The sequence below is a fragment of the Sphingomonas sp. NCPPB 2930 genome (genome assembly GCF_042867205.1).
Lineage (GTDB): Bacteria > Pseudomonadota > Alphaproteobacteria > Sphingomonadales > Sphingomonadaceae > Sphingomonas.
On record NZ_JBHZQU010000002.1, the window covers coordinates 168,676 to 192,396 of the forward strand.

The following is a 23,721-nucleotide window of genomic DNA, read 5'->3' on the forward strand; positions in this document are numbered from 1 at the left end:
ATGGCGGTGGCGGAGCGGGGGGCCCCGTCACCCTATCGACACGCGCGCCAGCCCATCGGGCCGCGATAGGCCTGGTCCAGATGGAAATGGTCGGCATGGGCGGCATTGTAATCGGGTGACAGGGTCGTGGCGAACAGCCGACAGGCATCGTCGCGCACGCGGTGCAGGAAGCGACCGGCCGGGCCATCGTCCTTCCAGTCGCGCGCGACGCTGATCCGCCGCCCGTCGTTCAGGCGAAAGCCCGCCACGTCGATCGCATTGGCGCTGGCATGCTCGCTCCAGTCGCTGGACGAACGGCCGCTGATCCGGCGGCAATTATAGCTGCCCAGATGGTCGATCGCGACGACCTGTGCGCCCAACAGGTCGCGCGCGGCGGGCTGGACGCTGTCCCATTCCCATAGCGCGAGCGAGGCCGCGACCGGGCAGGATATGCCTAGCGAGGCGGGGCGATAGCCGATCGTCCGCGCGCCGCCGGCAGTGAACCGCACGACATCGTCATAGCCGCATTGCGGCCCGTCGCGGCGGTCGGGAAGGCGATTATGCCGAATCCCCGCCCGCTCCAGCAGCGCGAGGCATTGCGCGTGATCCTGGGTGAGCGCCGTCAGCTTTCGCCCGGTAAACAGTCCGACCGGCTGCCCCAGGTCGAGCGGCGCCCAGGGCATGTCCTGGGGGTGGCGCCGCGCCATGCTCCAGAGCAACAGGCCCAGCATCGCCGCTCCCGCCAGCGCGACCACCAGGGTCGTCCAGCGGCGGAGCGCACGCATCAGCCGCGTCGGGCCTGTGCCACCGGCTCGGCGGTGATCGGAAAGCCCAGATCGTCGGGAATGCAGATGCTGGGCACGCCGTCACGCTCCGCCAGGAAGGGGATGATCCGCCGGACCGGCCATGCACGGGCATCGGCGACGGCAGAGGGGAAATCCCGATAGAGCGCCAATCGTTCCAGCGTCCGGCGGGTCGGATAGATGATCCGTATCTCGTCCCGATCGGCGCGGGACAGCGCCTCGGCGGCAGGCAGCCATTCGGCGCGGACGGTCTCGCCGCCGTCGATCCGGGGCGTGGACCGGCTCCGGTCGATCGCGGCGAGATAGAAGCGCGCATCGAACCGCCGGACCGGGACATGCTCGGGGCACCAGCGGGCAAACGGCGTCAGCGCCTCCGGGGTCAGCGTCGATCCGGTCTCGGCCAGTAGTGTGGCGAGGCTTTCGCCCCGTCGCACCCCGTCGCGCAGTCTTTCCTGTCGGGCGCCGTCAGGCGTCGGGGCGATGCCGACTACCAGCCCGACCTCCTCGATCGTCTCGCGAATGGCGGCGATCCGCGCGGCGCTGTCCTCCGGATCGACATCGGCGGCGACGACCATCGCCCGGTCGCCCGGATCGACCCGCCCGCCGGGAAATACCATGGCGCCACCCAGAAAGGCCAACGCCGCCCCGCGCTCGATCATCAGGATTTCGGGCGGGTCGCCCGTCTCCGCGCCCTCGCGCATCAGGATCAGCGTGGCGGCGGGGATGGCGTCGGAAGGGGCAGGGGGGATCGCGTCTAGGGTCATCGCCCGATCAACGCATCACGACGGCGAACGGCAAGACGATGCGTCGAAAGTCCGGGCGGACCGCCATGCTGTTGCGATGTGGGAATAAAAGGCGGGGTGGTGGAGCTGAGGGGAATCGAACCCCTGACCTCTGCAGTGCGATTGCAGCGCTCTCCCATCTGAGCTACAGCCCCGCCCCGTGCCCGACTATCGTCGGGAGCGACGCCATTAGCCGGTCATCGGGGGCGACGCAACACCGCTTCGCGCGATATGGGCAAAAAAATTCGCGCGCCTCCGGTCCTTCGCCTCGGGCATCCCGTCGCGCGTGGCATGGCGGCAACGGAACCATGTCTTGATCTGCCTCATTGAAACATCCGGAAGGCACGACCCGCCGATCGAGTGGCGTCGGCCCCCGCAGGACCGAATTTCAGGAGGGTTTGAATGGCTTACGATCGCTATTCCCGCGGCGCCAATGGCGGAAACCGCGACTTCGACTATGGCCGGGACTACGGCTCGGGGCGGGATTACACCTATTCCAGCGCGCGCGATTACGAAGCCGCCGGTGCGTTCGACGACGATCGCGGCAACGACCGCAACGACAGCCGTCGCGGTTATGGCGCGCGCGACTATGGCCATCAGGGCTATGGCCGCCAGGGCTATGACCAGCGCGGTGAATATCGCGGCGGTTCGCGTCAGGATTTCGGCGGCCGTTACAACGAAGGGCGCTACGGCGAAGGCCGCTCTGGCGATTATGGCTATCGCAACGAGCGCGACCAGGGCCGCGACTCCTATCGCTCGAGCGACCGCGATCAGGGTTATCGGACGGCGAGCTATGGCGATTCGTCGCGCGGTTATGGCTATACCGGCGACCGTTATGGACGCGACGACCGCCAGGGCCGTTACGATCAGGGTCGTTACGAGCAAGGGCGGGGCCAGGACCGTCGTCCGCAATCGGGTGGCGATTATGGTCGCCAGCCCCAGGGCTATGACTATGAGGATCGCGGCTTCTTCGCCCGCGCCGGGGACGAGGTCCGCTCGTGGTTCGGCGACGAGGAGGCCGAGCGCCGTCGCGAGGCGGATGCGCAGTACGACGAGCGTTACTATGCGGCGCAGGACCGCGACTATGACAGCTGGCGCTCGGGCCAGATCGCCGCGCTCGACCGCGATTATGACGAATATCGCAGCGAGAACCGCACCAAGTTCCACAATGAATTCAACAACTGGCGCACCGAGCGCGAGGGCCAGCGCGGCCTGCTGGGCAAGGTGACCGAGCATCAGGAAGTCGTCGGTTCGGACGGCAGCCATGTCGGCACGGTGGACAAGGTGCGCGGCGACCGCATCCTGCTGACCAAGAACGACAAGGATGCGGGCGGCCAGCATCATTCGATCCCGTCGCGCTGGCTGAAGTCGGTCGAGGACAAGGTCACGCTGACCAAGACCGCCGAGGAAGCCAAGGCCCAGTGGCGCGAGGAGGAGAATGCCCGCGCGATGTTCGGCGACCGCACCAGTGAGCAGGGCACGAACCGTTACGGCCAGAATTCGTCCTATGGTCAGTCGAACGGCTATGGCCAGACGTCCGCGACCGGCCAGACCGCCACGACCGGCAATGCGGCTGGCAGCACGGCGACCGGCACGACCACCGGCACCGGCAGCACGACGACGACGGGTGCCACGACCGCCTCGACCACGGGCCAGGACGGCAATCGAGGCTATTAAGGCCGAAATCGTCACGCATCGGTGACTTTTTCTCGGGGGCTCGGGTGGACAACATCCGGGCCCTTTCCCATGTCCGCAACCCACGACGAAAAGGACAAGATGATGAAGGCCTGGACTCTGGCGGCGCGTCCCAAGGGGATGCCGCGCGACGAGGATTTCGCGCTGGTCGAACAGCCGCTTCCCGAACTGGCCGACGGACAAGTGCGCGTGGCGAACCGCTGGCTGTCGGTCGATCCCTATATGCGCGGCCGGATGAATGACGGGAAAAGCTATGTCCCGCCCTTCCAACTGGGCGAGCCGATGCAGGGCGGGGCGATCGGCGAGGTGGTCGAGAGCCGCGCGGAAGCCGTCCCGGTCGGTACGCTGGTCAGCCATATGGCGGGCTGGCGCGACGAGGCGGTGATCCCGGCGCAGCATGTCCAGCCGCTCCCCGATCTGGGCGTCGATCCGCAGGCGTTTCTGGGGCAGTTCGGCATGCCGGGCATGACCGCCTATTACGGCCTGCTTCAGGTGGCCGAGGCCAAGCCCGGCGACACCGTCTTCGTCTCGGCGGCGGCGGGGGCGGTCGGGTCGACCGTGGTCCAGATCGCCAAGGCCAAGGGTATGACGGTGATCGGCTCGGCAGGCGGCCGGGACAAGACCGACTGGGTCCGTTCGCTCGGCGCCGATGCGGTCATCGACTATAAGGGCGATGTGTCGGTGGTCGAGGCGCTGGGCAAGGCCGCGCCGGACGGGATCGACGTGTATTTCGACAATGTCGGCGGCGACCATCTCGACGCGGCGCTGGCGCATGCCAAGCCGGGCGCGCGCTTTGCGATTTGCGGGATGATCGACGTCTATAACGACGCCAAGCCGACCAGCCTGAAATATCTGGCGCGCCTGATCGGCAACCGGGTGCGGATCCAGGGCTTCATCGTCAGCGACTTCAAGGATCAGCAGGGCTTTTACCGCGACATGGCGGCGATGCTGGGCGAGGGGAAGCTGCAGCGCGAGGAGACGGTGTTCGAAAGTCTCGACCGCACGCCGGAGGCTTTTCTGGCGCTGTTCTCCGGCGGCAACAAGGGCAAGATGCTGGTCAAGCTATAAGCCGGAACGCTGCCGCCCCGGCCATGTGCCGGGGCGGCGAACCGGGCGTCAGATCGCGCCCGAGAAGGTGTCGCACTGGGCCGGATCGCCCGTCTCGATCCCGCGCCGCAGCCAGCGCATGCGCTGTTCCGAGGTGCCATGGGTGAAGCTGTCGGGCACGACCCGGCCGGTCGCCTCGCGTTGGAGCGTGTCGTCGCCGATCGCACGGGCGGCGGTCATGCCTTCCTCGACATCGCCGGGCTCCAGCCGATCGCGGTTCTTCGCGGCCCAGACGCCCGCATAGCAATCCGCCTGCAATTCCAGCCGGACCGACAGGGCATTGCCCTCCGCCTCACCCGCCGCCTGCTGCGCCTGCCGCACTTTGGTCGAGGTGCCGAGCAGGTTCTGGATGTGATGGCCGAACTCGTGCGCCACGACATAATAGCGCGCGAAATCGCCCTTTGCGCCGAAACGGGTCTCCAGTTCGTTGAAGAAGCTGGTGTCGAGATAGATGCCGCTGTCGGTCGGGCAATAGAAGGGCCCCATCGCCGACTGCGCCGCGCCGCAGCCCGAGCGGCCCGATCCGCTGAAGAAGCGCAGGCCCGGCGCCTCGAAGCGCTGACCGGCCTGGGCGAAGATCTTTTCCCAGGTGTTGTCGGCATTGCTGAACGCCCGGCAGGTTTCGCGGCGCTCGGGCGAGGCCTCGCACACCTGTCGGACGCTCTGTTCCCCCGACGAACCGGCGGAGCGGGTGACGGGCGCATTGCCGCCGCCACCGCCGCCGGTCAGCAGGCTCAGCGGGTTCAGGCCGACGACCGCCAGAATGATGAGGACGACGACGATCCCGCCGCAGCCGAATCGGCTGCCGATCAGCGGCAACAGGCCGAAGAGCAAGCCGCCACCGCCTCCGCCGCCGAAGCCCCCGCTGGATTGCGCCTCGCCGACATTGATGTCGTTGTCATAATCGTCGAGCCGCATGGCGTCATTCCCCTTCGTTCCTGCCCCTATAACGGGTCTGTCATGCGTTGAACCCGCAAAGCCTTCCGGCGGTTGCACCGGGGGGCGTCTGCCAGCATGGTATGGGCGGACCAAGGGAGAATGGCATGTTCCTGAAGGGCAAGACGGCGGTGATTTCCGGTTCCACCTCGGGCATCGGCCTTGCCTATGCCAGGGCGCTGGCCGCCGAGGGCGCGGCGGTGATGCTGAACGGTTTCGGCGAGGCGGACGCGATCGAGGCGAACCGCGCCGCGCTGGCGGAGCTCAGCGGTGCCGCGGCGCTGTACGATGCCGCCGACATGACCCGGCCCGACCAGATCGAGGCGATGATCGCGCGCGCGGCGGCGGAGACGGGATCGGTGGACATCGTCATCAACAATGCCGGTATCCAGCATGTCGCCCCGATCGCCGAATTCCCGGTCGAGAAATGGGATGCGATCATCGCGATCAACCTGTCCTCGGCCTGGCACATGATGCGCGCGGCGATCCCGCACATGCGGCAAAGGGGCTGGGGCCGGATCATCACCACCGCCTCGGCGCACAGCCTGGTCGCCAGCCCCAACAAATCGGCCTATGTCGCGGCCAAGCATGGCGTGGTCGGCATCACCAAGACGGTGGCGCTGGAGGTGGCGACCGACGGCATCACCGCCAATTGCATCTCGCCCGGCTATGTCTGGACGTCGCTGGTCGAGAACCAGATTCCCGACACGATGAAGGCGCGCGGGCTGAGCCGCGAGCAGGTGATCGAGGACGTGCTGCTCAAGGCGCAGCCGACCAAGGAGTTCGTCACCGTCGAACAGGTCGCGGCGCTGGCGCTGTTCCTGTGCCGCGACGAGGCAAGGGCGATCACCGGCGCGAACCTGTCGGTCGATGGCGGATGGACCGCGCAGTGAAGGCGGCCGGGCTGTTGGCCGCGCTCGCCGTCCTGGCGACGGCGGCGCCCGCCCCGGCGCGCCGCGATGCGGATGCGACCGACTGGCGACGCGCGGCGACCGAGTCGGACCGTATCCGGCTGCGCGGCTGGCGCACCGCCTGGATGAAGGCGCTGGGGCAGGCGCGGGCAGGGGGTGCAGGCAAGGAGATCGATGGCCTGAGCGAACTGGCCGACCCCGATCATTCGATCGCCGAGCCGACCCTGCCCGATGGCGACTATCGCTGCCGGACGATCAAGCTGGGGTCGCAGGGGCGCGCGGTGCTGACCTATGTCGCCTATTCCTATTTCCGTTGCCGCGTTTCGGCGGGCGGAACGCAACTGGCCAAGCTGGACGGGTCGCAGCGGCTCGCCGGGCGGATCTATGGCGACACCGATGCGCGCAGCATCTTCCTGGGCACGCTGATCCTGGGCGACGAAGAGCGGTCCTATGCCTATGGTCGCGACGAGGCGCGCGACATGGCGGGCGTCTTGGAGCGGGTGGACGCCAAACGCTGGCGGATCGCCTTTCCCTATCCCGCTTATGAATCGGTGCTGGACATCGTCGAGCTGGTGCCCGCCGGGGCCTGAGCCACCGGCGTGAGGCTCGACGGGGCAGCGGCCGGGAGCGGCGGCAGCGAGGCCAGATAGGCCTTGCCGCTCTGGCCGATGACGGTCACGCGGCCGGCATTCGCCTGCGCCACGGTCTTCAGATAGGAACGGGGCTTCTTCATCAGTTCGGGATGGTCCAGCCCGACCAGTCCCAGCCGCCGTGCCGCTTCCTGCACGAAATGGACGCAGTTGCGCTGGTTCAGATTGTAGCGGCCATCGCCCGTCTTCTCGTCCCAGGCGGCGACCAGCGCCAGGATGTCGCCATATTGCGCGTCGGTCATCACATAGGAAAATTGCGCGTCGCTGGTCGCGATATAGAAGGGCTTGGAGATATCCAGCCGCCCCTTGACCGTCCCCATCAGCAATGCCGGGGAAACCGACTTGGCGGTGAAGCCGTAATTGGCGTCGACCGGCGCGCCGGTGGCGTCGACCGTGCCGCGCAGGCTGAAAAAGGCATGGGGAAAGCTGTTCCCCAGCTCATGGCTCCAGAAGGTGATGGTCACCGCCGCCTGCGCGGGAAGCGCGCCGAGGAGCGAAAAGGCCAGAGCGAGGGCAAGCCGCAAAAGCATCGTCATCAACGCCCTTATAGCGGAGATTGAGGCACGGGCGGAGCGGCATTTTCATGCTTTTCCGGACGGATATAGATGGAGGACAGCATCGGCACCGCGCGGCGCAGATCGTCCTCCAGCGTCTCGATCAGCGTCTCCGCCTCGCCCATCGGGACGGAGTCGACGAAATCGGCGCTGATCGCGGCGAAGATGCTGTCGGGCGCGGTGTGGATCGTGCGGACATGGTTGACGTGTGCGATCCAGGGGCGGTCGGCGACGATCGTGCGGATCGTCTCCACCACCTGCGGGTCGGCGCGCTCACCGATCAGCAGCCCCTTAGCCTCGCGCGCGAGCAGGATCGCGACCAGCCCCAGGACCAGCCCGATCAGGATCGAGGCGATGCCGTCGATCCGCGGATCGCCCAGCCGATGCGACAGCCAGACGCCCAGCCCGGCGATGACCAGCCCGGCCAGTGCCGCCGAATCCTCGAACAGCACGATGAAGCCCGCCGGGTCCTTCGACTCGTGGATCGCCTGCCACCAGCCGCCATCGCCCTTGGCCCGCGCGAATTCGCGCACCGCGATCGTCCAGGATGCGCCTTCGAGCGCGAAGGCGATGGCCAGGACGATATAGTTGACGGTGGGATCGCGCAGCTCTTCGGGCGTCTGGACATGCAGCCAGCCCTCATAGATCGAGATGCCCGCGCCCAGCGCGAAGATCAGGATGGCGACCACGAAGGCCCAGAAATACAGCTCGCGCCCATAGCCGAAGGGGTGGACCGCATCGGGCCCGCGCCTGGCGCGCTTCTGGCCATAGAGCAGCAGGATCTGGTTGCCGCTGTCCACCACCGAATGGACGCCCTCGGTCAGCATCGAGGACGAGCCGGTGATCCCGGCGGCGATGAACTTGGCGACGCCGATGCCCAGATTGGCGGCTAGCGCGCCGTACAGGACGATATTCTCGCGGATGCGCGCGGTCAGACCGGTGTCGGGCATGGGCGGTCAAGCGCGCGATCGGGCCGCTTGTTCCGCAGCGCGAACAAACCCCGCCGATGCTGGATCGGCGGGGCGCTTCCTTCCCCAAGGAAGAGGGGTGATGGGCTGGTGGCGGTGGCGGGAGAAACCCTTATGACGCGATCCGCCCCAGCCGGTGGTAGAGGTGCGCGAACTTGATCGATCGGGGATCGTCGGCGACACGCTTGACGTGTTCGGCGACGGCTTCCTTCATCAGCGCGAAATCCTCGGTGGAGAAGACGGCGCGGCTGCGTTGGGGTTCGGTCGGCATGGCAAATTCTCCTCTCTTATGAACGGGGTCAGGCGGCCCGCTCGAACTGGGCGGCCTCGGTGGACTGAGCGAGCGCGGTGGTCGAGCTGTCGCCGCCCGCCACGGTCTGCGCGATCAGGTCGAAATAGCCGGTGCCCACCTCGCGCTGGTGGCGGGTCGCGGTATAGCCATGGCCCTCGGCGGCGAACTCGGCCTGTTGCAGCTCGGAATAGGCCGCCATGCCCCGGTCGCGATAGCCGCGCGCCAGCTCGAACATGCCGTAATTGAGCTGGTGGAACCCGGCGAGCGTGACGAACTGGAACTTGTACCCCATCGCCCCGATCTCCCGCTGGAAGCGGGCGATGTCGTCGCGGTCCAGATTCTTCTCCCAGTTGAAGCTGGGCGAACAGTTATAGGCGAGCATCTTGTCCGGATAGACGCGCCGGATCGCCTCGGCGAAGCGGCGGGCATCGGCGAGATTGGGCTTCGACGTCTCCCACCACAGCAGATCGGCATGGGGTGCGAAGGCCAGGCCGCGCTTGATGCAATGATCGACCCCGGTGCCCTCCTTCAGACGGAAAAAGCCCTCGGGCGTCCGCTCGCCGGTCAGGAATTCGGCATCGCGCTCGTCCACGTCCGAGGTGATCAGCCGCGCGCTTTCGGCGTCGGTGCGCGCGCAGATCACCGTCGGCACGCCCGCCACATCCGCCGCCAGCCGCGCCGCGTCCAGATTGCGGATATGCGCGGCGGTCGGGATCAGCACCTTGCCGCCCAGATGGCCGCACTTCTTCTCCGACGCCAGCTGGTCCTCGAAATGCACGCCCGCCGCGCCCGCCGCGATATAGGCCTTCATGATCTCGAAGCAGTTGAGCGGACCGCCGAATCCGGCCTCGGCATCCGCGACGATCGGGGCGAACCAGTCGCGAGTCGCGCCGCCCTCGGCATGTTCGATCTGGTCGGCGCGCGCCAGCGTCGCGTTGATCCGCCGCGCCAGTTCGGGCCCGGCATTGGCGGGGTAGAGCGACTGGTCGGGATACATCTGCCCCGCCGTATTGGCGTCGGCCGCGACCTGCCAGCCCGACAGATAGATGGCCTTCAGCCCCGCGCGGACCATCTGCATCGCCTGGTTGCCCGACAGCGCGCCCAGCGCATGGACATAATCCTCGGCCTTCAGCAATTCCCACAGCTTCAGCGCGCCGCGCCGGGCGAGCGTATGCTCCACCGCGATCGACCCGCGCAGCCGCGCGACATCCGCCGGGGTGTAGGGACGGGCGATCCCGTCGAACCGCCCGGCAGGGGCCGGAACCAGGTCGGTGAAGCTCTGCGTCATGGCATGATCCTTTACAAAATCGCTATTCCCGGAGGCGGAGAATGCGGCTGTTCAGACCGATGAAACAGCCGGTTGCACCGTTTTGACGCGTGTCGGGGTCACGATGCGGCGGCCTCCGGCATGTCGGATTGTAAAGAATTGACAGCCCCTGCGCGGCATAGCAGCATGATGCCGAAGGAGAGCCGGGCATGGGCGGAGCCAAGCTGATCGCGGGTCATGCGGTGCGCCGGTTGCGTCGCCAGCATGGATTGTCGCAGGCCGCGATGGCCGAGATGCTCGCCATCTCGCCCAGCTATCTCAACCTTATCGAGCGCAATCAGCGCCCCGTCTCGGCGGCGTTGCTGGTGCGGCTGGTCGAGACGTTCGACTTCGACCCGCGCGCGCTGGCGGCGGATGCGCCGGGGGGCGGGACGGCGGCGATGCGGCGGCGGCTGGCCGATCCGATGTTCGCCGATCTGGAGATCGACCGGACCGAGCTGGAGGAATGGCTGGCGGCGGCGCCCGGCGGTGCGGAGGCCTTTGCCCGCGCGTTCGACCGGATCGCGGGGGTTGGGGAGGCGACGGCTGCGGCCCCGGCCGCGCCCGATCCGACGCTGCTCGTCCGGCGCGAGATCGAGCGGTGGCGCAACCATTTCCCCGATCTCGACGCGGCGGCCGAGGGGCTGGCCGACGAACTGCGCATGGCGGCGGGCGATCTCTATGGCGCTCTGGCCGAGCGGCTTCGCGTCCGCCATGCGCTGACCATCCGCATCCTGCCGATCGACATTTTGCCCGATCTGCTGACCCGGCTGGACCTCCATGCGCGCCAGTTGCAGCTGTCGGAGATGCTGGAGGCCCCGGCGCGCGTCTTTGCGCTGGCGACGCAACTCGCCCAGCTGGAGGCCCGCGCCGAGATCGACGCGCTGGCGCGCGGCGCGGCCTTTGGCGACCGGATCGCCGAGCGGCTGTTCCGACGTCACCTGCAACGCTATTTCGCGGCGGCTTTGATCATGCCCTATGCCCGCGTCCTGCGCGCGTGCGAGGCGACCGGCTATGATCTGGAGATCGTCGCGCGGCGCTTCGGCGTTTCGTACGAGCAACTGGCGCATCGGCTGACCACCCTGGGGCGGGTCGGTGCGCGGGGGCTGCCCTTTTTCCTGATGCGCGTGGACCGCGCGGGGCAGGTGTCCAAACGCTATGCCGGTTCGGCCAATCCGGTGCTGGTCGAGGCCGAAGGACGGTGCCCGTTATGGACCGTCTTCGCCGCCTTCGAGCGTGTGGGGGAGGCGGTGTTCCAACTGGTCGAGATGCCCGATGGCAGCCGCTTCGCGACCATCGCACTGGCCGGGAACCGCGCGGGGCGGTCGATGTCGGGCGTGACCGCGCGTTTCGCGCTGGTCCTGGGACTGGAGGCCGGTCTGGCGGGGCAACTGGCCGCCGCGCGCGGGCATGCGCTGACCGGACCGGCGACGCCGATCGGGCCCGGCTGTCGCCATTGTCCACGCCCCGCCTGTCCGCAAAGATCCCTGCCCCCCATCAGTCGGGCTCTGATCGTGGGCGAACGGGACCGGCCGATCAACGCGCTGGTTTTTGCCCCGGATTGAGAAATACGATCTGGATTACTTAACCTGTTTTAAGGGTTGATCGTATACAACGAACGCCATGACTTGGCTTCATCGTCGTATTCAGTCCCTGGAATTTCGTTTCGCGGCGATGCTGACCATCGTCCTGGGCATTTTCATGCTGCTCGGCGGCTGTGGACTTCTGTTGAACAACCAGTTGCTTACCATGGTCCAGTCGACGCGCCGGATCGCGACACTGCTCGACCAGCATGACAAGAAGGACGCGCAATTGCGCGATTTCCGAGTCCGAATCGGTGCGCTGACCCGGCGGGTCGAGCAGGGGGGCAGCGTGCCTGCGCAACGCTGGCACATGCTGGACGCCAGCGCCCGGGCCTGGCTGGCCGCCTCGCGGATCGAGGATGGCGGCGTGCCGCCCGACCTCGTCACGGCCTATGACGAAGAGCTGGCGGCAGAGCGGCAGCTTCTGCGCACGGCGCGGGACGTGATCCGTCAGGCGAGCGATCGGGATTCGATGAAGCGGACCATGCCGGTCTTCATCGCCGAACTGCACGTGCTGGAGGGGCGGCGCGACGCCGTGCACGAACGGCTGATCCGTCGGCTGGGATGGCAGACGCGGGAGGTGGAGGCGCTGGCCAGGCGTGCGCTGGTCCAGATGGTCCTGGCCGGGTTGCTGGTCGTGATCCTGGTGTCCGGGCTGATCCTCTGGCTGCGGAACCGGATCATGCGCCCGCTGATGAACATCGTCGCGGCGATGCGCGCGATGAGCGCGGGCCTGACGCTGGAGCCGCTCTGCCTGCGCCGTCGCGACGAACTGGGCGAGCTGGCGCGCGGCATGGACGCGCTGGCCCGCGCCGCCGAGGAGCGCGAGCGTATCCAGCGACAGGTCGAATATCTGGCCCATCACGATCCGCTGACCGGGCTGGCCAACCGGGTCGTCTTTGAACGGCGGCTCAACGCGGCCTTGCAGGCCGGACGCCGGATCGCGCTGTTGGCGATCGATCTGGACGGGTTCAAGGGCGTGAACGACACGCTCGGCCATGCCACCGGCGACACCATGCTCCGGCGCGCCAGCGATCTGCTCGCCGCGGCGGTGGGCAGCGGCGATACCGTCGCGCGGATCGGCGGGGACGAGTTCGCCATCATCCACCATCTGGCCCCCGACGAACAGGATGCCGAGGCGCTGGTGCGGCGCATCTATGCCATCGTCGCCAACGATCCAGCCAGCCCGGCGGTGCGGATGAGCATCGGCGTCGCCCTGTCGCCGCGCCATGGTCGCGAAGCCGACGAGCTTCAGGCCTGCGCCGATATCGCACTCTACCGGGCCAAGGCGGACGGCCGCCACCGTGCCCGCCATTACGACGCGGCGATGGACGAGGAACGCCGCCAGCGCCGCTGGCTCGCGCACGAACTGCGCGATGCGGGGGTGCGCGGCGAATTGCAGCTGGCGTTTCAGCCGATCGCGGATTGCCGGACCCGGCGGATCATCGGACAGGAGGCGCTGGCGCGCTGGACCCACCCGGTGCTCGGCCCGGTCAGCCCCGATGTCTTCATCGCCATCGCCGAGGAAGATGGCATGATCGGCGAGATCGGCCACCGGCTGCTGATCGAGGCGCTGATCGTCGCGCGCGCCTGGCCACGCGACTGGATGCTGGCGATCAACCTGTCGCCGGTGCAGCTGCGCGATCCGATGCTCGCTAGGCAGATGCTGGCGACGATCCTCGACCATGGCTTCGACCCGCGCCGTGTCGAGGTGGAGGTGACCGAGGGCGTGCTGATCGAGCAGCGCGAGACCGCCACCGCCAATCTGTGCGCGCTGCGCCAGGCGGGGGTGCGGATCGTCATGGACGATTTCGGCACCGGCTATTCCTCGCTCAGCAGCCTCCAGCAATTCCGGTTCGACAAGATCAAGATCGATCGCAGCTTCACCAGCGGCATGGATTCGCACGGCCCCGCTTTGTCGATCGTCCGCGCCTCGATCGGACTGGGCCGCAGCCTGAACATCCCGATCGTCGCCGAGGGCGTGGAAACCGAGGCGCAACTGGCAACCCTGCGCGAATTGGGGTGCGACCAGATCCAGGGCTATCTGATCGGTCGTCCGGGCGTGGTCCAGGCCAGGGCGGCCTGACGCGAAAACGAGCTTGGGGTCAGGCCATTTCCTCTTCCAGCATCCGGATGATCTCGTGCCCGACATAAGGCTTGGCGACGAAGCGAATATCGTCGGGCAGGTCGGTGGGGGCAAAGGCCTGATGTCCCGACGTGACCAGCACCGCGACGCGCGGATAGGCCCCCCGGATGCGCTCCGCCAGCGCCGCGCCGTCGAGCGAGCCCGGCATCGCGACATCGGTGAAGACCGCGCGAATGTCCGGATGGCGGTCCAGCGCGATCAGCGCCTCGTCGGCATTCGCCGCCTGAATCACGGCATAACCGGCATCCTCGAACGCGAAGCGGACATGCAGCAACAGCAGCGGCTGGTCTTCGACGATCAGGACGGTCGGTCGCGGTGCGGACATGGGCTCTGATGACAAGGGAATGACAAGATTTTCCAAATTAATATAGTTTAATTTCGCTGTCTAGGCGCCGCTGGCGTCGAGTCGGGCCAGCTGGTCATCGGTCAGGGTCAGGTGCATGGCGGGCGTCAATTCGCTTAGCTGGGTCACGCTGGTCGCGCTGGCGATCGGGGCGGTGACGCCCGCCTGGGCCATCAGCCAGGCCAGCGCCACCTGCGCCGGGGTGGCCCGCACCTCCTCCGCCACATCGTCGAGCGCGGCGAGGACATCGGCCCCCTTGCCGTGCAGCAGCTCGCCCATCCGGGCGCCCCGCACGCTTTGTGACAGATCGGCCTCGCTGCGATATTTGCCGGTCAGGAAGCCGGCGGCGAGCCCGTAATAGGGGACGACGCCGATATTCTCGGTGACGCAGTAATCCTGCAATTCGCCCTCGAACTTGTGGCGGCTGACCAGATTATATTCGGGCTGAAGGACGTGGAAGCGCGGCAGTCCCGCGTCGCGCGCCGCGTCATTGGCGGATTTCAGCCGGGCGGCGTGGAAGTTGGACGCGCCGATCACGCGGACCTTGCCCGCCTCGACCAGCCGGGCAAAGGCCTCCATCACCGCCTCCTGCGGCTGATCCTCGTCATCCTGATGCGCGAAATACAGGTCGATATGGTCGGTGCCCAGTCGCTTCAGCGACGCCTCGGCCGCCGCCACGATCCGCGCGGGCGCCAGCTTCTCGCCGCCTTCGCCGGGCAGCATCCCGACCTTGGTCGCGATCAGCACCCGGTCGCGCTTTCCGCTGGCCTTCAGCCATTCGCCGATCATTGCCTCGGACTCGCCGCCTTGATGCCCGTCTACCCAGGCCGAATAGACATCGGCGGTGTCGATCATCGTGCCGCCCTGGTCGACAAAGGCGTCGAGCACCGCGAAGCTCGCCGTGCGATCGGCGGTCCAGCCGAACACGTTGCCGCCCAATACCAGGGGCGCGATCATCAGGTCGGTCGATCCCAGGCGGCGCAGATTCTTGTGGGTCATGGACGCTTAACCCTCGGTATCATGGGATGTTTCCCCCGTAACGTTCGAAGGCGCCATCGCGTTCAGATCGACCGCATTGGCATCGAGCATGGCGGCGGCCTCGTTGAGCTGGCGGTTCTCCTCCTCGCTCAGACCCGTGGGCTGGGTGTTGGAGGAACAGGCGGCCAGCGACAGCAGCGCGGCGAGGGGGAGGATGGGTTTCATGCCCGCATCATGGCGCAGCCGGGATGTCGTGGGAAAGGGGGCGCGTGACGGCCGCCGGGAACCCGGTGGCGGGCGGCGGGATTGGTGCCGCTCGTCATGGGTTTCACGAAAAGGGTCGCGTCATGCTCGCATCGTTCAAAATGGGTCTGGTCGGCGGACAGCGCGCCATGACCCCGCTGGCCGCGGTGTCGATCGCGGCGGCGCGTGGGGAATTGCGGCTGGGCAAGGGGCCGCTGAAATGGCTCGCCAACCCGCTGGTCGCGGCGGGCACCCTGGCGCTCGCCATCGGCGAGATGGCGGGCGACAAGCAGAAGACCGCGCCCGACCGGATCGTTCCAATCGGCCTCGCGGCCCGCTTCACCACCTCGGCGATCGCGGGCGCGGCGCTCGCCAGCCCGAAACATCGCTGGCTGGGCGCGGCGGTCGGCGGCGTGACGGCGGTGATCGCCTCCTATCCCGGCTGGCGCGGACGCATGGCGGCGCTGGGCCGTTATGGCCAGACGAAAACGGGCTTTGCCGAGGACGCGGCGGTACTGGCCGGCGCGGTCGGGATCGTGCGGGGGCGCAAGGCCTGACGCCTTTACGCTCTTCTGAGTTGCTGCACCTCCACCGACGGAACGTCACGGCCCATGGCCAGGCAAGAGCGCATGGTCCGCGCCGTTTCCATGAAACCCAGCTTGGCCAGCACCCGCCCCGAAGCGGGATTATCCTCGAAATAGGACGAGGTGACGACCGACAGACCGAGCGGTCCGAATGCATGGGACAGCACCGCCTGTCCCGCTTCGGTCATGAGCCCGCCGCCCCATTGGTCAGGATCGAGCCAATAGCCGAGTTCGGCCCGGTCATCGCGTTTGTCCGGTGTCAGGCCGATGACGCCGATCAGCGCGTCCGCACCCGTTCTGGTGATTGCCCAGATCCATTCCTGCGGCGCCACTTGCTCCAGGAAAAAGCGGGCGTCGTCCGGTGTATAGGGATGGGGTACGCGGGCCAGTCGGCGTGCGACATCCCATTGCCCCACGATCCGGACGATCGCCGCCGCATCCCGTGTCGCCAGCCGTCGCAAGGACAGCCGGGGCGTCGACAGGTCGGGATAATCCGACAGGTTGCGTGTGCCGGCCATCGTAGTCGAACCATCTTTCCCTAAAGTTCAGCCATTTTCCCGATGCTATCGACTTCGGGAAACGCCGTCCATTTCTCGTCCGACGCGGCATTGGCGAGTGTGGCCTCGACAAAGGCCATGGTGCGCAACCCCGGCACCAATCCTGGAAACCATTCCGCCGCGCCGATCGCGCCGCCCTCTGCCGGGCCATCCTCGTCCAGCGTCCGGGCGACCGCGCGGTAGAGATTGGCGAAGGCTTCGATATAGCCTTCGGGGTGGCCGCCCGGCGTGCGCTGGCGGGGCAGGGTGGTGTCGGCCAGCCCCGGCCCGCCCGCGCGGACGATCTCCGCCGGGCGGTCGAGCCAGCGCAGGGTCAGCGTGTTCGGCTCCATCTGCGACCATTCCAGCCCGCCCTTCTCGCCATGGATGCGCAGGCGCAGACCATTTTCCTCGCCCGCCGCCACCTGGGTCGCGCGTAGCGTACCGCGCGCGCCGCCATCGAAGCGGAGAAGCACGTTCACATCGTCGTCGAGCATCCGCCCGTCGACATGGGTGGTCACGTCCGCCGACAAGGCCGCGACCCGGTGGCCGGAGACATGCTCGGCCAGTTGAAAGGCATGGGTGCCGATATCGCCCAGGCAGCCGCCCAGCCCGGCGCGCGCCGGGTCGGTGCGCCATTCGGCCTGTTTGTTGCCCTCGCGGTCGAGCGGGCGGCTCAGCCAGCCCTGGATATATTCGACATGGATCAGCCGGATCGCGCCGAAATCGCCGCGCGCCACCCGCGCTCGCGCCTCCTCGACCATCGGATAGCCGCTATAGGTGAAGGCGAGCGCATAGAGCCGGCCCGAGGCGCGGGCGGCCTCGGCGATGGCGCGGGCTTCGGCGAGGTTCATCGCCATCGGCTTTTCGCTGAACACCGCGAAACCGGCGTTCAGCGCGGCGATCGCCATCGGGGCGTGGAGGTGATTGGGCGTGACGATCGCAACCGCATCGATCCGGTCCCCGGCGGCACGCGCGCGCTCGTCGGCCAGTAGCGCGTCGAGCGTGTCATGGACCCGGTCGGGGGACAGGCCGAGTCGCTCGCCCGTCCGGCGGTTGCGCTGCGGATCGCTGCTGAACGCGCCCGCGACCAGATCCCAATCCCCGTCCAGCGCCGCGGCCATGCGATGGATCGCCCCGATAAAGGCCCCTTCGCCGCCACCCGCCATCGCCAGCCGCAACCTGCGCTTCGCCATCATCCTCTCCTTTGCCCCGGTCGCTCCACATGGCGACATTCGATGCTTGCACGCCAGCGGTTTAGCGGTAAACTCGATCGCGAACCAGCGAGTCTGGGAAAGAAAATGACAGGAGAGTGAGGATGAGGCAGCTGCTCTGGCTGGCCGCATTGCCCGGCGCCATGGCCATCGTCATCGCCGCCAATGCGCCATCGACCGCGCAATCGGCCCCCGCCGCGGGGGCGCAGGCCTTTGCCGCCTGCCGCGCCTGCCACACGCTCAACAAGGGCGGACGGAACGGCGTCGGTCCCAATCTGAACGGGGTGTTCGGGCGGCAGGCCGGGGCGGTGCCCGGCTTCAACTATTCGCCCGCGATGAAGGCCTCCGGCTTGAAGTGGGACGACAAGACGCTCAACGAGTTCATCGCCGCCCCGATGAAGAAGGTGCCGGGCACGCGGATGCCGATCGGCGTCGCCGATCCGGCCAAGCGCGCCGCGCTGATCGCCTATCTCAAGGCCGAGACCGCCAAGTGAGTGCGGCGCCCACCATGCGCGGGCCGGGCATCTTCCTGGCCCAGTTCATGGGCGATGCGGCCCCGTTCGACACGCTGGACTCGGCGGCGCGCTGGATGGCGGAGGCGGGCTATGAAGGCGTGCAGATCCCGACCTGGGACGCTCGCTGCATCGACCTGAAGACCGCCGCCGAGAGCCAGGATTATTGCGACGACTTGGCCGGGCGCTGTGCCGAGGCGGGCGTCGCGATCACCGAACTCTCGACCCATTTGCAGGGGCAGCTGGTCGCGGTCCACCCCGCCTATGACGCCGCCTTCGACGGCTTCGCGCCCGAGGCGGTGCGGGGCAAACCCGCCGAGCGACAGGCATGGGCGGTCGAGCAACTCGGATATGCCGCCAGGGCGAGTCGGCGGCTGGGCCTGAAGGCGCATGCGACCTTTTCGGGCGCGCTGCTCTGGCCCTTCGTCTATCCCTGGCCGCAGCGGCCCGCCGGACTGGTCGCGGAAGGGTTCGCCGAACTCGGCAAGCGCTGGCGGCCGATCCTGGATGCGTTCGAGGAGGAGGGCGTCGACCTCTGCTACGAACTCCATCCCGGCGAGGATCTCCACGACGGAACGACCTTCGAGCGGTTCCTGGATTCAGTCGGCGGCCATGCCCGCGCCAACATCCTCTACGACCCCAGCCATTTCGTGCTGCAGGCGATGGATTATCTGCAATTCATCGACTTTTACCACGACCGCATCCGCATGTTCCACGTCAAGGATGCCGAGTTCAACCCGACCGGACGGGCGGGTGTCTATGGCAGTTACAGCGACTGGATCGACCGGCCGGGGCGGTTTCGCTCGCTGGGCGACGGGCAGGTCGATTTTGGCGGTATCTTCTCCAAGCTCACCCAATATGGCTATGCCGGTTGGGCCGTGCTGGAATGGGAATGCTGCCTCAAGCACCCGGAGGACGGCGCGCGCGAAGGGGCTCCGTTCATCGCCGCCCATATGATCCGCCGGGCCGAGCGCGCCTTTGACGATTTCGCCGGCGGGGGCGATCCGGCGGCGAATAGACGCTGGTTAGGAATTTAAGCAATTCAATGGCTTGACCATCCGCTCCGGAAGGTAAAGTCTGACAAAAAATAAAAGCGGGAGTGGGGCATGGAAGCGGTACCGGACAATCGGTCGCGTCTGTTCTGGCTGAGTGTGCTGGCGCTATTCACGGCCGCCGCCAGCGCGGCGTTGCGCGCGGCGGTGGCGAGCAGCCTGAAGGCGCAGTGGATCGACCCCATCGCGCCGGTGCAGGCGGGGGAGCTGATCGGGTCGGCGCTGGGCTCGGCCTTTCTGGGCTTTGCGGCGACGCTGTTCGTGGCGAGCGCCTTGCTCGACCGGATCGGCGCGCGGCAGATGCTGATCGGATGCGGCCTGTGCTTTCTGGTCGGGACGGCGGCGATCGTCGGGGCGGGCTCGCTGGCCAGCGGCATGGCGGTCTATCACATCGTCTGGGGCGGGATGCTGCTCAGCGGGATCGGCTGGGGTCTGGCGGAGGCGTCGATCAACCCGCTGACCGCGCGGCTCTATCCGGAAGAGACGACGCACCGGCTGAACGTGCTGCACGCCTGGTATCCCGGCGGACTGATCGTCGGTGGGCTGGCGGGCGTGCTCCTCGCTGAGGTCTTGTCGTGGCAGGCGATCATGGCGCTGGTGCTGATCCCTGCGCTCGGCGTGCTGGTGATGGCGGCGACCACCCGCTTTCCGCCGGTGCCGCGCGAGGTGCGCGATGTCGGTTTCGGCGGCATGATCGCGGAGGTGTTCAAGCGGCCCAGCTTCTTCGTCTGGTTCGGCGCGATGTTCCTGACCGCCGCGTCCGAACTGGCACCGGGGCAATGGCTCGACGTGGCGCTGAGCAGCCGCGTCGGGATGCGCGGCATATTGCTGCTCGTCTATGTCAGCGCGCTGATGTTTGTGTTCCGCCATTTCGCCGGGCGGATCGCGGGGCGGCTGTCCAACCCAGGGTTGCTCTGGGTGTCGAGCCTGATGGCGGGGATCGGTCTGTTCCTGCTGTCGCGCGCGCAGTCGCCGGTGGCGGCGATCCTGGCCTCGACCGTCTGGGGGCTGGGCGTCTGTGCGATGTGGCCGACCATGCTGGCCTCGGTGGCCGAGCGGTATCCGCGCGGTGGGGCCTGGGCATTGGGGCTGGTCGGATCAGCGGGCGCGCTGGCGAGCTTCTTCGTCCTGCCGCGTCTCGGCGCGATGTTCGACGCCGCCAAGGTCGAGCTGGCCGGTGGACCGGAGGCGTTCAAGCGGCTGACCGGCGAAGCGCTGCGCCAGGTCGAGGATGCGGCGGCGTCGCAGTCCTTTGCGCGGCTGGCGATCGTGCCGGTGATCCTGTTGTTCGTGTTCGGCGGCATCTGGCTGGCCGAGCGCCGCCGTCCCCGCCGTCCTGTCATGGAGACCGTCGCATGAGCTGGTCGCGACGCACCATCCTGGGCGGGATCGCCGCCGCCGCGCCGGTGGCCGCACTGGCGGCGCAGAAGGCAAGCCGATCGTCCAACGCCGCGCGCTTCACCCTGGGCTTCGCGCCGCATCTGGGCAGCTTTGCCAGCCGGGGCGACAGCTCGGTCGAGCAGATCGCCTATGCCGCCGATCAGGGTTTCTGGGCCTGGGAGGACAATGAATATCGCCTTCGCCCGGTGGCCGAACAGGAAGCGATCGCCAAGGCGCTACGCGACCGGAAGATGACGATGGGCGTGTTCGTCGCGTCGATGCCCAAATGGTCCGAGTCCCGGCCGCTGCTGGGCGGTGACGACGATGCCGAGCGGCAGGCCTTCCTCGCCGATGTGACGAGCGCGGTCGAGGTCGCCAAGCGGGTCGGCGCGACGCGGATGACCGTCGTCACCGGCTTCATGGACAAGCGTCTGCACCCTGCGATCCAGATGGGGCGGATCATCGACGTGATGCGCCGCGCAGGGGACATCGTCGCGCCGCACGGAATGGCGCTGGTGATGGAGCCGCTCAACACCCGGACCAACCATCCCGGCGTCTTCATGCAGTCGATCGCGGAGGGCTATGCGGTCGCGCGCGGGGCAAACAGTCCGGGCGTGAAGGTGCTGGCCGACCTGTATCACGAGCAGATCCAGTCGGGGAATCTGATCCCGACCATGAAACTCTGCTGGGACGAGATCGGCTATATCCAGTTCGGCGACAATCCCGGCCGCAACGAGCCGGGCAGCGGCGAGATCAACTATGCCAGTATCTGCCGCTTCCTGAAAGCACAGGGCTATGCCGGGGTGATCGGCATGGAACATGGCAATTCGGTCAAGGGCCGCGCGGGCGAAGAGAGACTGATCGCCGCCTACCGCGCGATCGATCCTACAGCATGAGGAGGGGAGCGATGCGGATGCTATCGTTGATCGCGCTGGCCGTGGCGAGCGGCTCGACGGCCCAGGACAAGCCGGGCCTGGGGTTTCGCGACACGCCGATGCTGCCTGGTGGCCAATGGCATGTCCATGATCCGGACCGGCCCGCGCCGCGCGTCGTGACGCCTGCCGCGCAGCCCGGCGGCGCGCCGTCGGATGCGGTGGTGCTGTTCGACGGGCGCTCGCTCGACGCCTGGACGGCCAGCGGCAAGCCATGGCTGCTTCAGGGCGGCGTGCTGACCGTGCCGCCGCGCGACGGCAAGGCGGAGAGCGTGCTGGTCAGCAAGCAGAGCTTTGGCGATGTCCAGCTGCACCTCGAATTCCGCTCGCCCAACCCGCCGCGCAAATCGTCGCAGGACCGGGGCAATAGCGGCATCTGGTTCATGCAACGCTATGAGGTTCAGATCCTCGACGGCTATGACAATCCGACCTATGCCGATGGGCAGGTGGGCGCGGTCTATGCCTGGAAGCCGCCGCTGGTGAACGCCGCGCGCAAGCCCGGCGCGTGGCAAAGCTATGACATCATCTTCGAGCGGCCGCGCTTCGGCGGCGACGGCAAGCTGCTCCGCCCCGCCTATGTCACCGCGCTGCTGAACGGCGTCGTCGTCCAGAACCATCAGGCGATGCTGGGCACCACCGTCTGGCGGCAGATCGAAAAATACCAGGCGCATGGCGATGCCGCGCCGATCCAGCTCCAGGATCACGACTCGCCCGTCTCGTTCCGCAATATCTGGGTCCGCCCGCTGCCGCCCGAGGCGATCGCGCAGGACCTGCCGGAGGATGCCCGATGATAGACCGCAGACATGCCCTGGCGGGGATCACCGCCATGTTCGGCTCCGCGCTGTTCGCGCCCATCGCCCGTGCGGCGGGGGCGGTCGAGCAGACGCGCGGCGCCATTCCCGTCATTTCGAACGGCCCGCCCAGCGGGGCGGTCTTCACCCCCGTCCAGCGCGCGACGATGACCGCGCTGGCCGAACGCGTGCTGCCGACCACCGATACGCCCGGCGCGATCGCGGCCGGGGTGCCCGAATTCATCGAGAAGATGCTGGCCGACTGGTCGCTGCCTGCCGACCGGGTGCCGATCATCGCCGGGCTGAACGCGATCGAGGCGCGCAGCCAGAGCGTCCACCGCGTGCCCGCCGCCAAGGCGACGGCGGCGCAGCAGGACACGCTGTTGACCGAGGCGATGGAAGGCGTGCTGCCCGAGGGCCGCGCCTTCTTCGAGCCGTTCCGGCAACTGGTCATCACCGGCTATTATACATCGGAGATCGGCATCACGCAGGAACGCGAATATCTGCCCGTGCCCGGCGAGTATAACGGCGCCTTCCCCTATTCTCAGGTCAACAAGGTATATTCGGCATGATCGATCGTCGTTCGCTGATGGGCGCGGGGCTGGGGATGGGATTGGGGCTGGGCGCGGGCGCGCTGCTGCCGGGCATGGCGCAGGCCGCGCGGCTGAGCGCCATCGGGCTCCAGCTCTACACGATCCGCGAGCTGTTCGCGGCCGATCCGGTCAAGACGCTCGAGGCGGTGGCGAAGATCGGATACCGCGAGATCGAATATGGCGGGGGCGGTTACGACGCGATGGACCATGCCATGCTCCGCCGCACGCAGGACCGGCTGGGGCTGAAGGCGCCCTCGGTCCATGTCCCCTATGACGCGTTGCTCGGCAATTTCGGGAAATGCGTGACCATGGCGAAGACGCTGGGCGCGGACACCGTCATCCTGCCTTATATGACCGACGAGCATCGGACCGAGGCGGGCTGGAATGCGGCGCTGCCCAACATCAACCGCTTTGCCGAGCAGTTGAAGAAGGCGGGGCTGGGCTTCGCCTATCACAATCACGATTTCGAGTTCACCAACAAGCCCGGCGGCATCAGCCTGTATGACCGGCTGCTCAAGGGCACCGACCCGAAGCTCGTGAAGGTCGAGATCGATCTCTATTGGGCGATCCATGCGGGCGAGGATGCGGCGGCGCTGATCCGGCGGCTGGCGGGGCGCATCTATGCCTATCACGTCAAGGATGCGCGCGCCGATGGCAGCATGACCGCGGTGGGGGCGGGCAAGATCGACTTCGCTGCGCTCTTCAGGCTCAACGGGCTGGCCGGCGTGAAGCATTTCTATGTCGAGAACGACCAGGCGCCCGCGCCTTACCTGCCCGACATCACGACCAGCTTCCAGACGCTGCAAGCGCTTCGATTCTAAAACGACAAGAACGATATAGGGAGGATAGGC

The 23,721-nt window shown here is 67.5% G+C and carries 26 protein-coding genes and 1 tRNA gene; 14 read left to right on the forward strand and 13 right to left on the reverse strand.

The genetic code is table 11. The features are described 5' to 3' along the window. Positions 1 to 32 precede the first annotated feature (32 nt). The 3 genes from ACFX59_RS04135 to ACFX59_RS04145 all read right to left on the reverse strand — a co-directional run bounded on the left by ACFX59_RS04135 (position 33) and on the right by ACFX59_RS04145 (position 1,719). Positions 33 to 764 carry an extensin family protein gene (locus ACFX59_RS04135; protein ID WP_387429935.1) on the reverse strand — a complete coding sequence of 244 codons (732 nt, stop codon included), beginning with the start codon at positions 762 to 764 and terminating at the stop codon, positions 33 to 35. Then, positions 764 to 1,546: an NUDIX hydrolase gene (locus ACFX59_RS04140; protein WP_387429938.1), complete on the reverse strand. Its 783-nt coding sequence runs from the start codon at positions 1,544 to 1,546 to the stop codon at positions 764 to 766. Before ACFX59_RS04140 ends, ACFX59_RS04135 begins: the two co-directional genes overlap by 1 nt. Positions 1,547 to 1,643: 97 nt before the next feature. Further along, a tRNA-Ala gene (locus tag ACFX59_RS04145) sits at positions 1,644 to 1,719 on the reverse strand. A gap of 247 nt (positions 1,720 to 1,966) precedes the next feature. On the opposite strand from ACFX59_RS04145, the gene ACFX59_RS04150 reads away from it, so the two are divergent. Beyond that, the gene (locus ACFX59_RS04150) at positions 1,967 to 3,241 is read left to right on the forward strand and encodes a DUF2171 domain-containing protein (protein ID WP_387429940.1); all 1,275 of its coding nucleotides are present in this window, start codon (positions 1,967 to 1,969) and stop codon (positions 3,239 to 3,241) included. A gap of 99 nt (positions 3,242 to 3,340) precedes the next feature. Beyond that, positions 3,341 to 4,327: an NADP-dependent oxidoreductase gene (locus ACFX59_RS04155; RefSeq protein ID WP_387430274.1), complete on the forward strand. Its 987-nt coding sequence runs from the start codon at positions 3,341 to 3,343 to the stop codon at positions 4,325 to 4,327. A gap of 48 nt (positions 4,328 to 4,375) precedes the next feature. Here ACFX59_RS04155 and ACFX59_RS04160 read toward each other — a convergent pair whose 3' ends face one another. Beyond that, positions 4,376 to 5,284 (reverse strand): neutral zinc metallopeptidase, encoded by a 909-nt coding sequence (locus ACFX59_RS04160; protein ID WP_307103931.1) that lies wholly within the window; start codon positions 5,282 to 5,284, stop codon positions 4,376 to 4,378. Between the two features lie 125 nt (positions 5,285 to 5,409). Here ACFX59_RS04160 and ACFX59_RS04165 point away from each other — a divergent pair, with 125 nt between their 5' ends. Both ACFX59_RS04165 and ACFX59_RS04170 read left to right on the forward strand, forming a co-directional pair. Continuing rightward, positions 5,410 to 6,195 (forward strand): 3-hydroxybutyrate dehydrogenase, encoded by a 786-nt coding sequence (locus ACFX59_RS04165; protein ID WP_387429943.1) that lies wholly within the window; start codon positions 5,410 to 5,412, stop codon positions 6,193 to 6,195. Continuing rightward, positions 6,180 to 6,803: a DUF4893 domain-containing protein gene (locus ACFX59_RS04170; RefSeq protein ID WP_387429946.1), complete on the forward strand. Its 624-nt coding sequence runs from the start codon at positions 6,180 to 6,182 to the stop codon at positions 6,801 to 6,803. The genes ACFX59_RS04165 and ACFX59_RS04170 overlap by 16 nt, the downstream gene beginning before the upstream one ends. Here the strand turns inward: ACFX59_RS04170 and ACFX59_RS04175 are convergent. From ACFX59_RS04175 to aceA, 4 genes are all read right to left on the reverse strand, one after another. Next, on the reverse strand, positions 6,755 to 7,399 hold the full coding sequence (locus ACFX59_RS04175) for a hypothetical protein (RefSeq protein ID WP_387429949.1): 645 nt from the start codon (positions 7,397 to 7,399) through the stop codon (positions 6,755 to 6,757). The genes ACFX59_RS04170 and ACFX59_RS04175 overlap by 49 nt on opposite strands. An 8-nt stretch (positions 7,400 to 7,407) precedes the next feature. Continuing rightward, positions 7,408 to 8,367 (reverse strand): cation diffusion facilitator family transporter, encoded by a 960-nt coding sequence (locus tag ACFX59_RS04180; RefSeq protein WP_309698628.1) that lies wholly within the window; start codon positions 8,365 to 8,367, stop codon positions 7,408 to 7,410. A gap of 130 nt (positions 8,368 to 8,497) precedes the next feature. Further along, a complete protein-coding gene (locus tag ACFX59_RS04185) occupies positions 8,498 to 8,656 on the reverse strand; it encodes a hypothetical protein (protein WP_307103943.1) in 159 nt (52 codons plus the stop codon). A 28-nt stretch (positions 8,657 to 8,684) separates the two neighbouring features. Continuing rightward, positions 8,685 to 9,965 (reverse strand): isocitrate lyase, encoded by a 1,281-nt coding sequence (aceA, locus tag ACFX59_RS04190; protein ID WP_387429952.1) that lies wholly within the window; start codon positions 9,963 to 9,965, stop codon positions 8,685 to 8,687. Positions 9,966 to 10,153: 188 nt separating this feature from the next. Between aceA and ACFX59_RS04195 the strand changes: the two genes are divergently transcribed. Continuing rightward, complete coding sequence (locus tag ACFX59_RS04195) at positions 10,154 to 11,548, forward strand: short-chain fatty acyl-CoA regulator family protein (RefSeq protein WP_387429954.1); 1,395 nt, start codon at positions 10,154 to 10,156, stop codon at positions 11,546 to 11,548. 58 nt (positions 11,549 to 11,606) lie between these two features. Beyond that, entirely contained in the window at positions 11,607 to 13,652 is a 2,046-nt protein-coding gene (locus tag ACFX59_RS04200; RefSeq protein WP_387429956.1) for a putative bifunctional diguanylate cyclase/phosphodiesterase, read from the forward strand. Between the two features lie 19 nt (positions 13,653 to 13,671). On the opposite strand, the gene ACFX59_RS04205 is transcribed toward ACFX59_RS04200, so the two are convergent. From ACFX59_RS04205 to ACFX59_RS04215, 3 genes are read right to left on the reverse strand one after another with little or no spacing between them, the layout of a single operon-like run. Then, positions 13,672 to 14,037 carry a response regulator gene (locus ACFX59_RS04205; RefSeq protein WP_307103951.1) on the reverse strand — a complete coding sequence of 122 codons (366 nt, stop codon included), beginning with the start codon at positions 14,035 to 14,037 and terminating at the stop codon, positions 13,672 to 13,674. A gap of 60 nt (positions 14,038 to 14,097) precedes the next feature. Beyond that, entirely contained in the window at positions 14,098 to 15,054 is a 957-nt protein-coding gene (locus tag ACFX59_RS04210) for an aldo/keto reductase (RefSeq protein WP_387429958.1), read from the reverse strand. Positions 15,055 to 15,060: 6 nt separating this feature from the next. Further along, a complete protein-coding gene (locus tag ACFX59_RS04215) occupies positions 15,061 to 15,258 on the reverse strand; it encodes a hypothetical protein (protein WP_307103956.1) in 198 nt (65 codons plus the stop codon). Between the two features lie 122 nt (positions 15,259 to 15,380). On the opposite strand from ACFX59_RS04215, the gene ACFX59_RS04220 reads away from it, so the two are divergent. After that, positions 15,381 to 15,833, forward strand: coding sequence for a DUF4126 family protein (locus ACFX59_RS04220; protein ID WP_354294393.1), 453 nt, complete (start codon positions 15,381 to 15,383; stop codon positions 15,831 to 15,833). Positions 15,834 to 15,838: 5 nt separating this feature from the next. Here the strand turns inward: ACFX59_RS04220 and ACFX59_RS04225 are convergent, their stop codons facing one another. Continuing rightward, entirely contained in the window at positions 15,839 to 16,378 is a 540-nt protein-coding gene (locus tag ACFX59_RS04225) for a GNAT family N-acetyltransferase (RefSeq protein WP_387429961.1), read from the reverse strand. A gap of 20 nt (positions 16,379 to 16,398) precedes the next feature. Next, positions 16,399 to 17,592, reverse strand: coding sequence for a Gfo/Idh/MocA family protein (locus ACFX59_RS04230; protein ID WP_387429963.1), 1,194 nt, complete (start codon positions 17,590 to 17,592; stop codon positions 16,399 to 16,401). 122 nt (positions 17,593 to 17,714) lie between these two features. Between ACFX59_RS04230 and ACFX59_RS04235 the strand changes: the two genes are divergently transcribed. From ACFX59_RS04235 to ACFX59_RS04265, 7 genes are all read left to right on the forward strand, one after another. After that, the gene (locus tag ACFX59_RS04235) at positions 17,715 to 18,104 is read left to right on the forward strand and encodes a c-type cytochrome (protein ID WP_387429965.1); all 390 of its coding nucleotides are present in this window, start codon (positions 17,715 to 17,717) and stop codon (positions 18,102 to 18,104) included. A 14-nt stretch (positions 18,105 to 18,118) separates the two neighbouring features. Then, on the forward strand, positions 18,119 to 19,159 hold the full coding sequence (locus tag ACFX59_RS04240; RefSeq protein WP_387430276.1) for a sugar phosphate isomerase/epimerase family protein: 1,041 nt from the start codon (positions 18,119 to 18,121) through the stop codon (positions 19,157 to 19,159). Positions 19,160 to 19,228: 69 nt separating this feature from the next. Next, positions 19,229 to 20,533 carry an MFS transporter gene (locus ACFX59_RS04245; protein WP_387429967.1) on the forward strand — a complete coding sequence of 435 codons (1,305 nt, stop codon included), beginning with the start codon at positions 19,229 to 19,231 and terminating at the stop codon, positions 20,531 to 20,533. Beyond that, the gene (locus ACFX59_RS04250) at positions 20,530 to 21,450 is read left to right on the forward strand and encodes a hydroxypyruvate isomerase family protein (protein WP_387429969.1); all 921 of its coding nucleotides are present in this window, start codon (positions 20,530 to 20,532) and stop codon (positions 21,448 to 21,450) included. Before ACFX59_RS04245 ends, ACFX59_RS04250 begins: the two co-directional genes overlap by 4 nt. A gap of 17 nt (positions 21,451 to 21,467) precedes the next feature. Further along, positions 21,468 to 22,277, forward strand: coding sequence for a DUF1080 domain-containing protein (locus ACFX59_RS04255; RefSeq protein WP_387430278.1), 810 nt, complete (start codon positions 21,468 to 21,470; stop codon positions 22,275 to 22,277). Further along, positions 22,274 to 22,849, forward strand: coding sequence for a gluconate 2-dehydrogenase subunit 3 family protein (locus ACFX59_RS04260; protein WP_387429971.1), 576 nt, complete (start codon positions 22,274 to 22,276; stop codon positions 22,847 to 22,849). The genes ACFX59_RS04255 and ACFX59_RS04260 overlap by 4 nt, the downstream gene beginning before the upstream one ends. Then, positions 22,846 to 23,691: a sugar phosphate isomerase/epimerase family protein gene (locus ACFX59_RS04265; RefSeq protein ID WP_387429973.1), complete on the forward strand. Its 846-nt coding sequence runs from the start codon at positions 22,846 to 22,848 to the stop codon at positions 23,689 to 23,691. The genes ACFX59_RS04260 and ACFX59_RS04265 overlap by 4 nt, the downstream gene beginning before the upstream one ends. Positions 23,692 to 23,721: the final 30 nt, after the last annotated feature.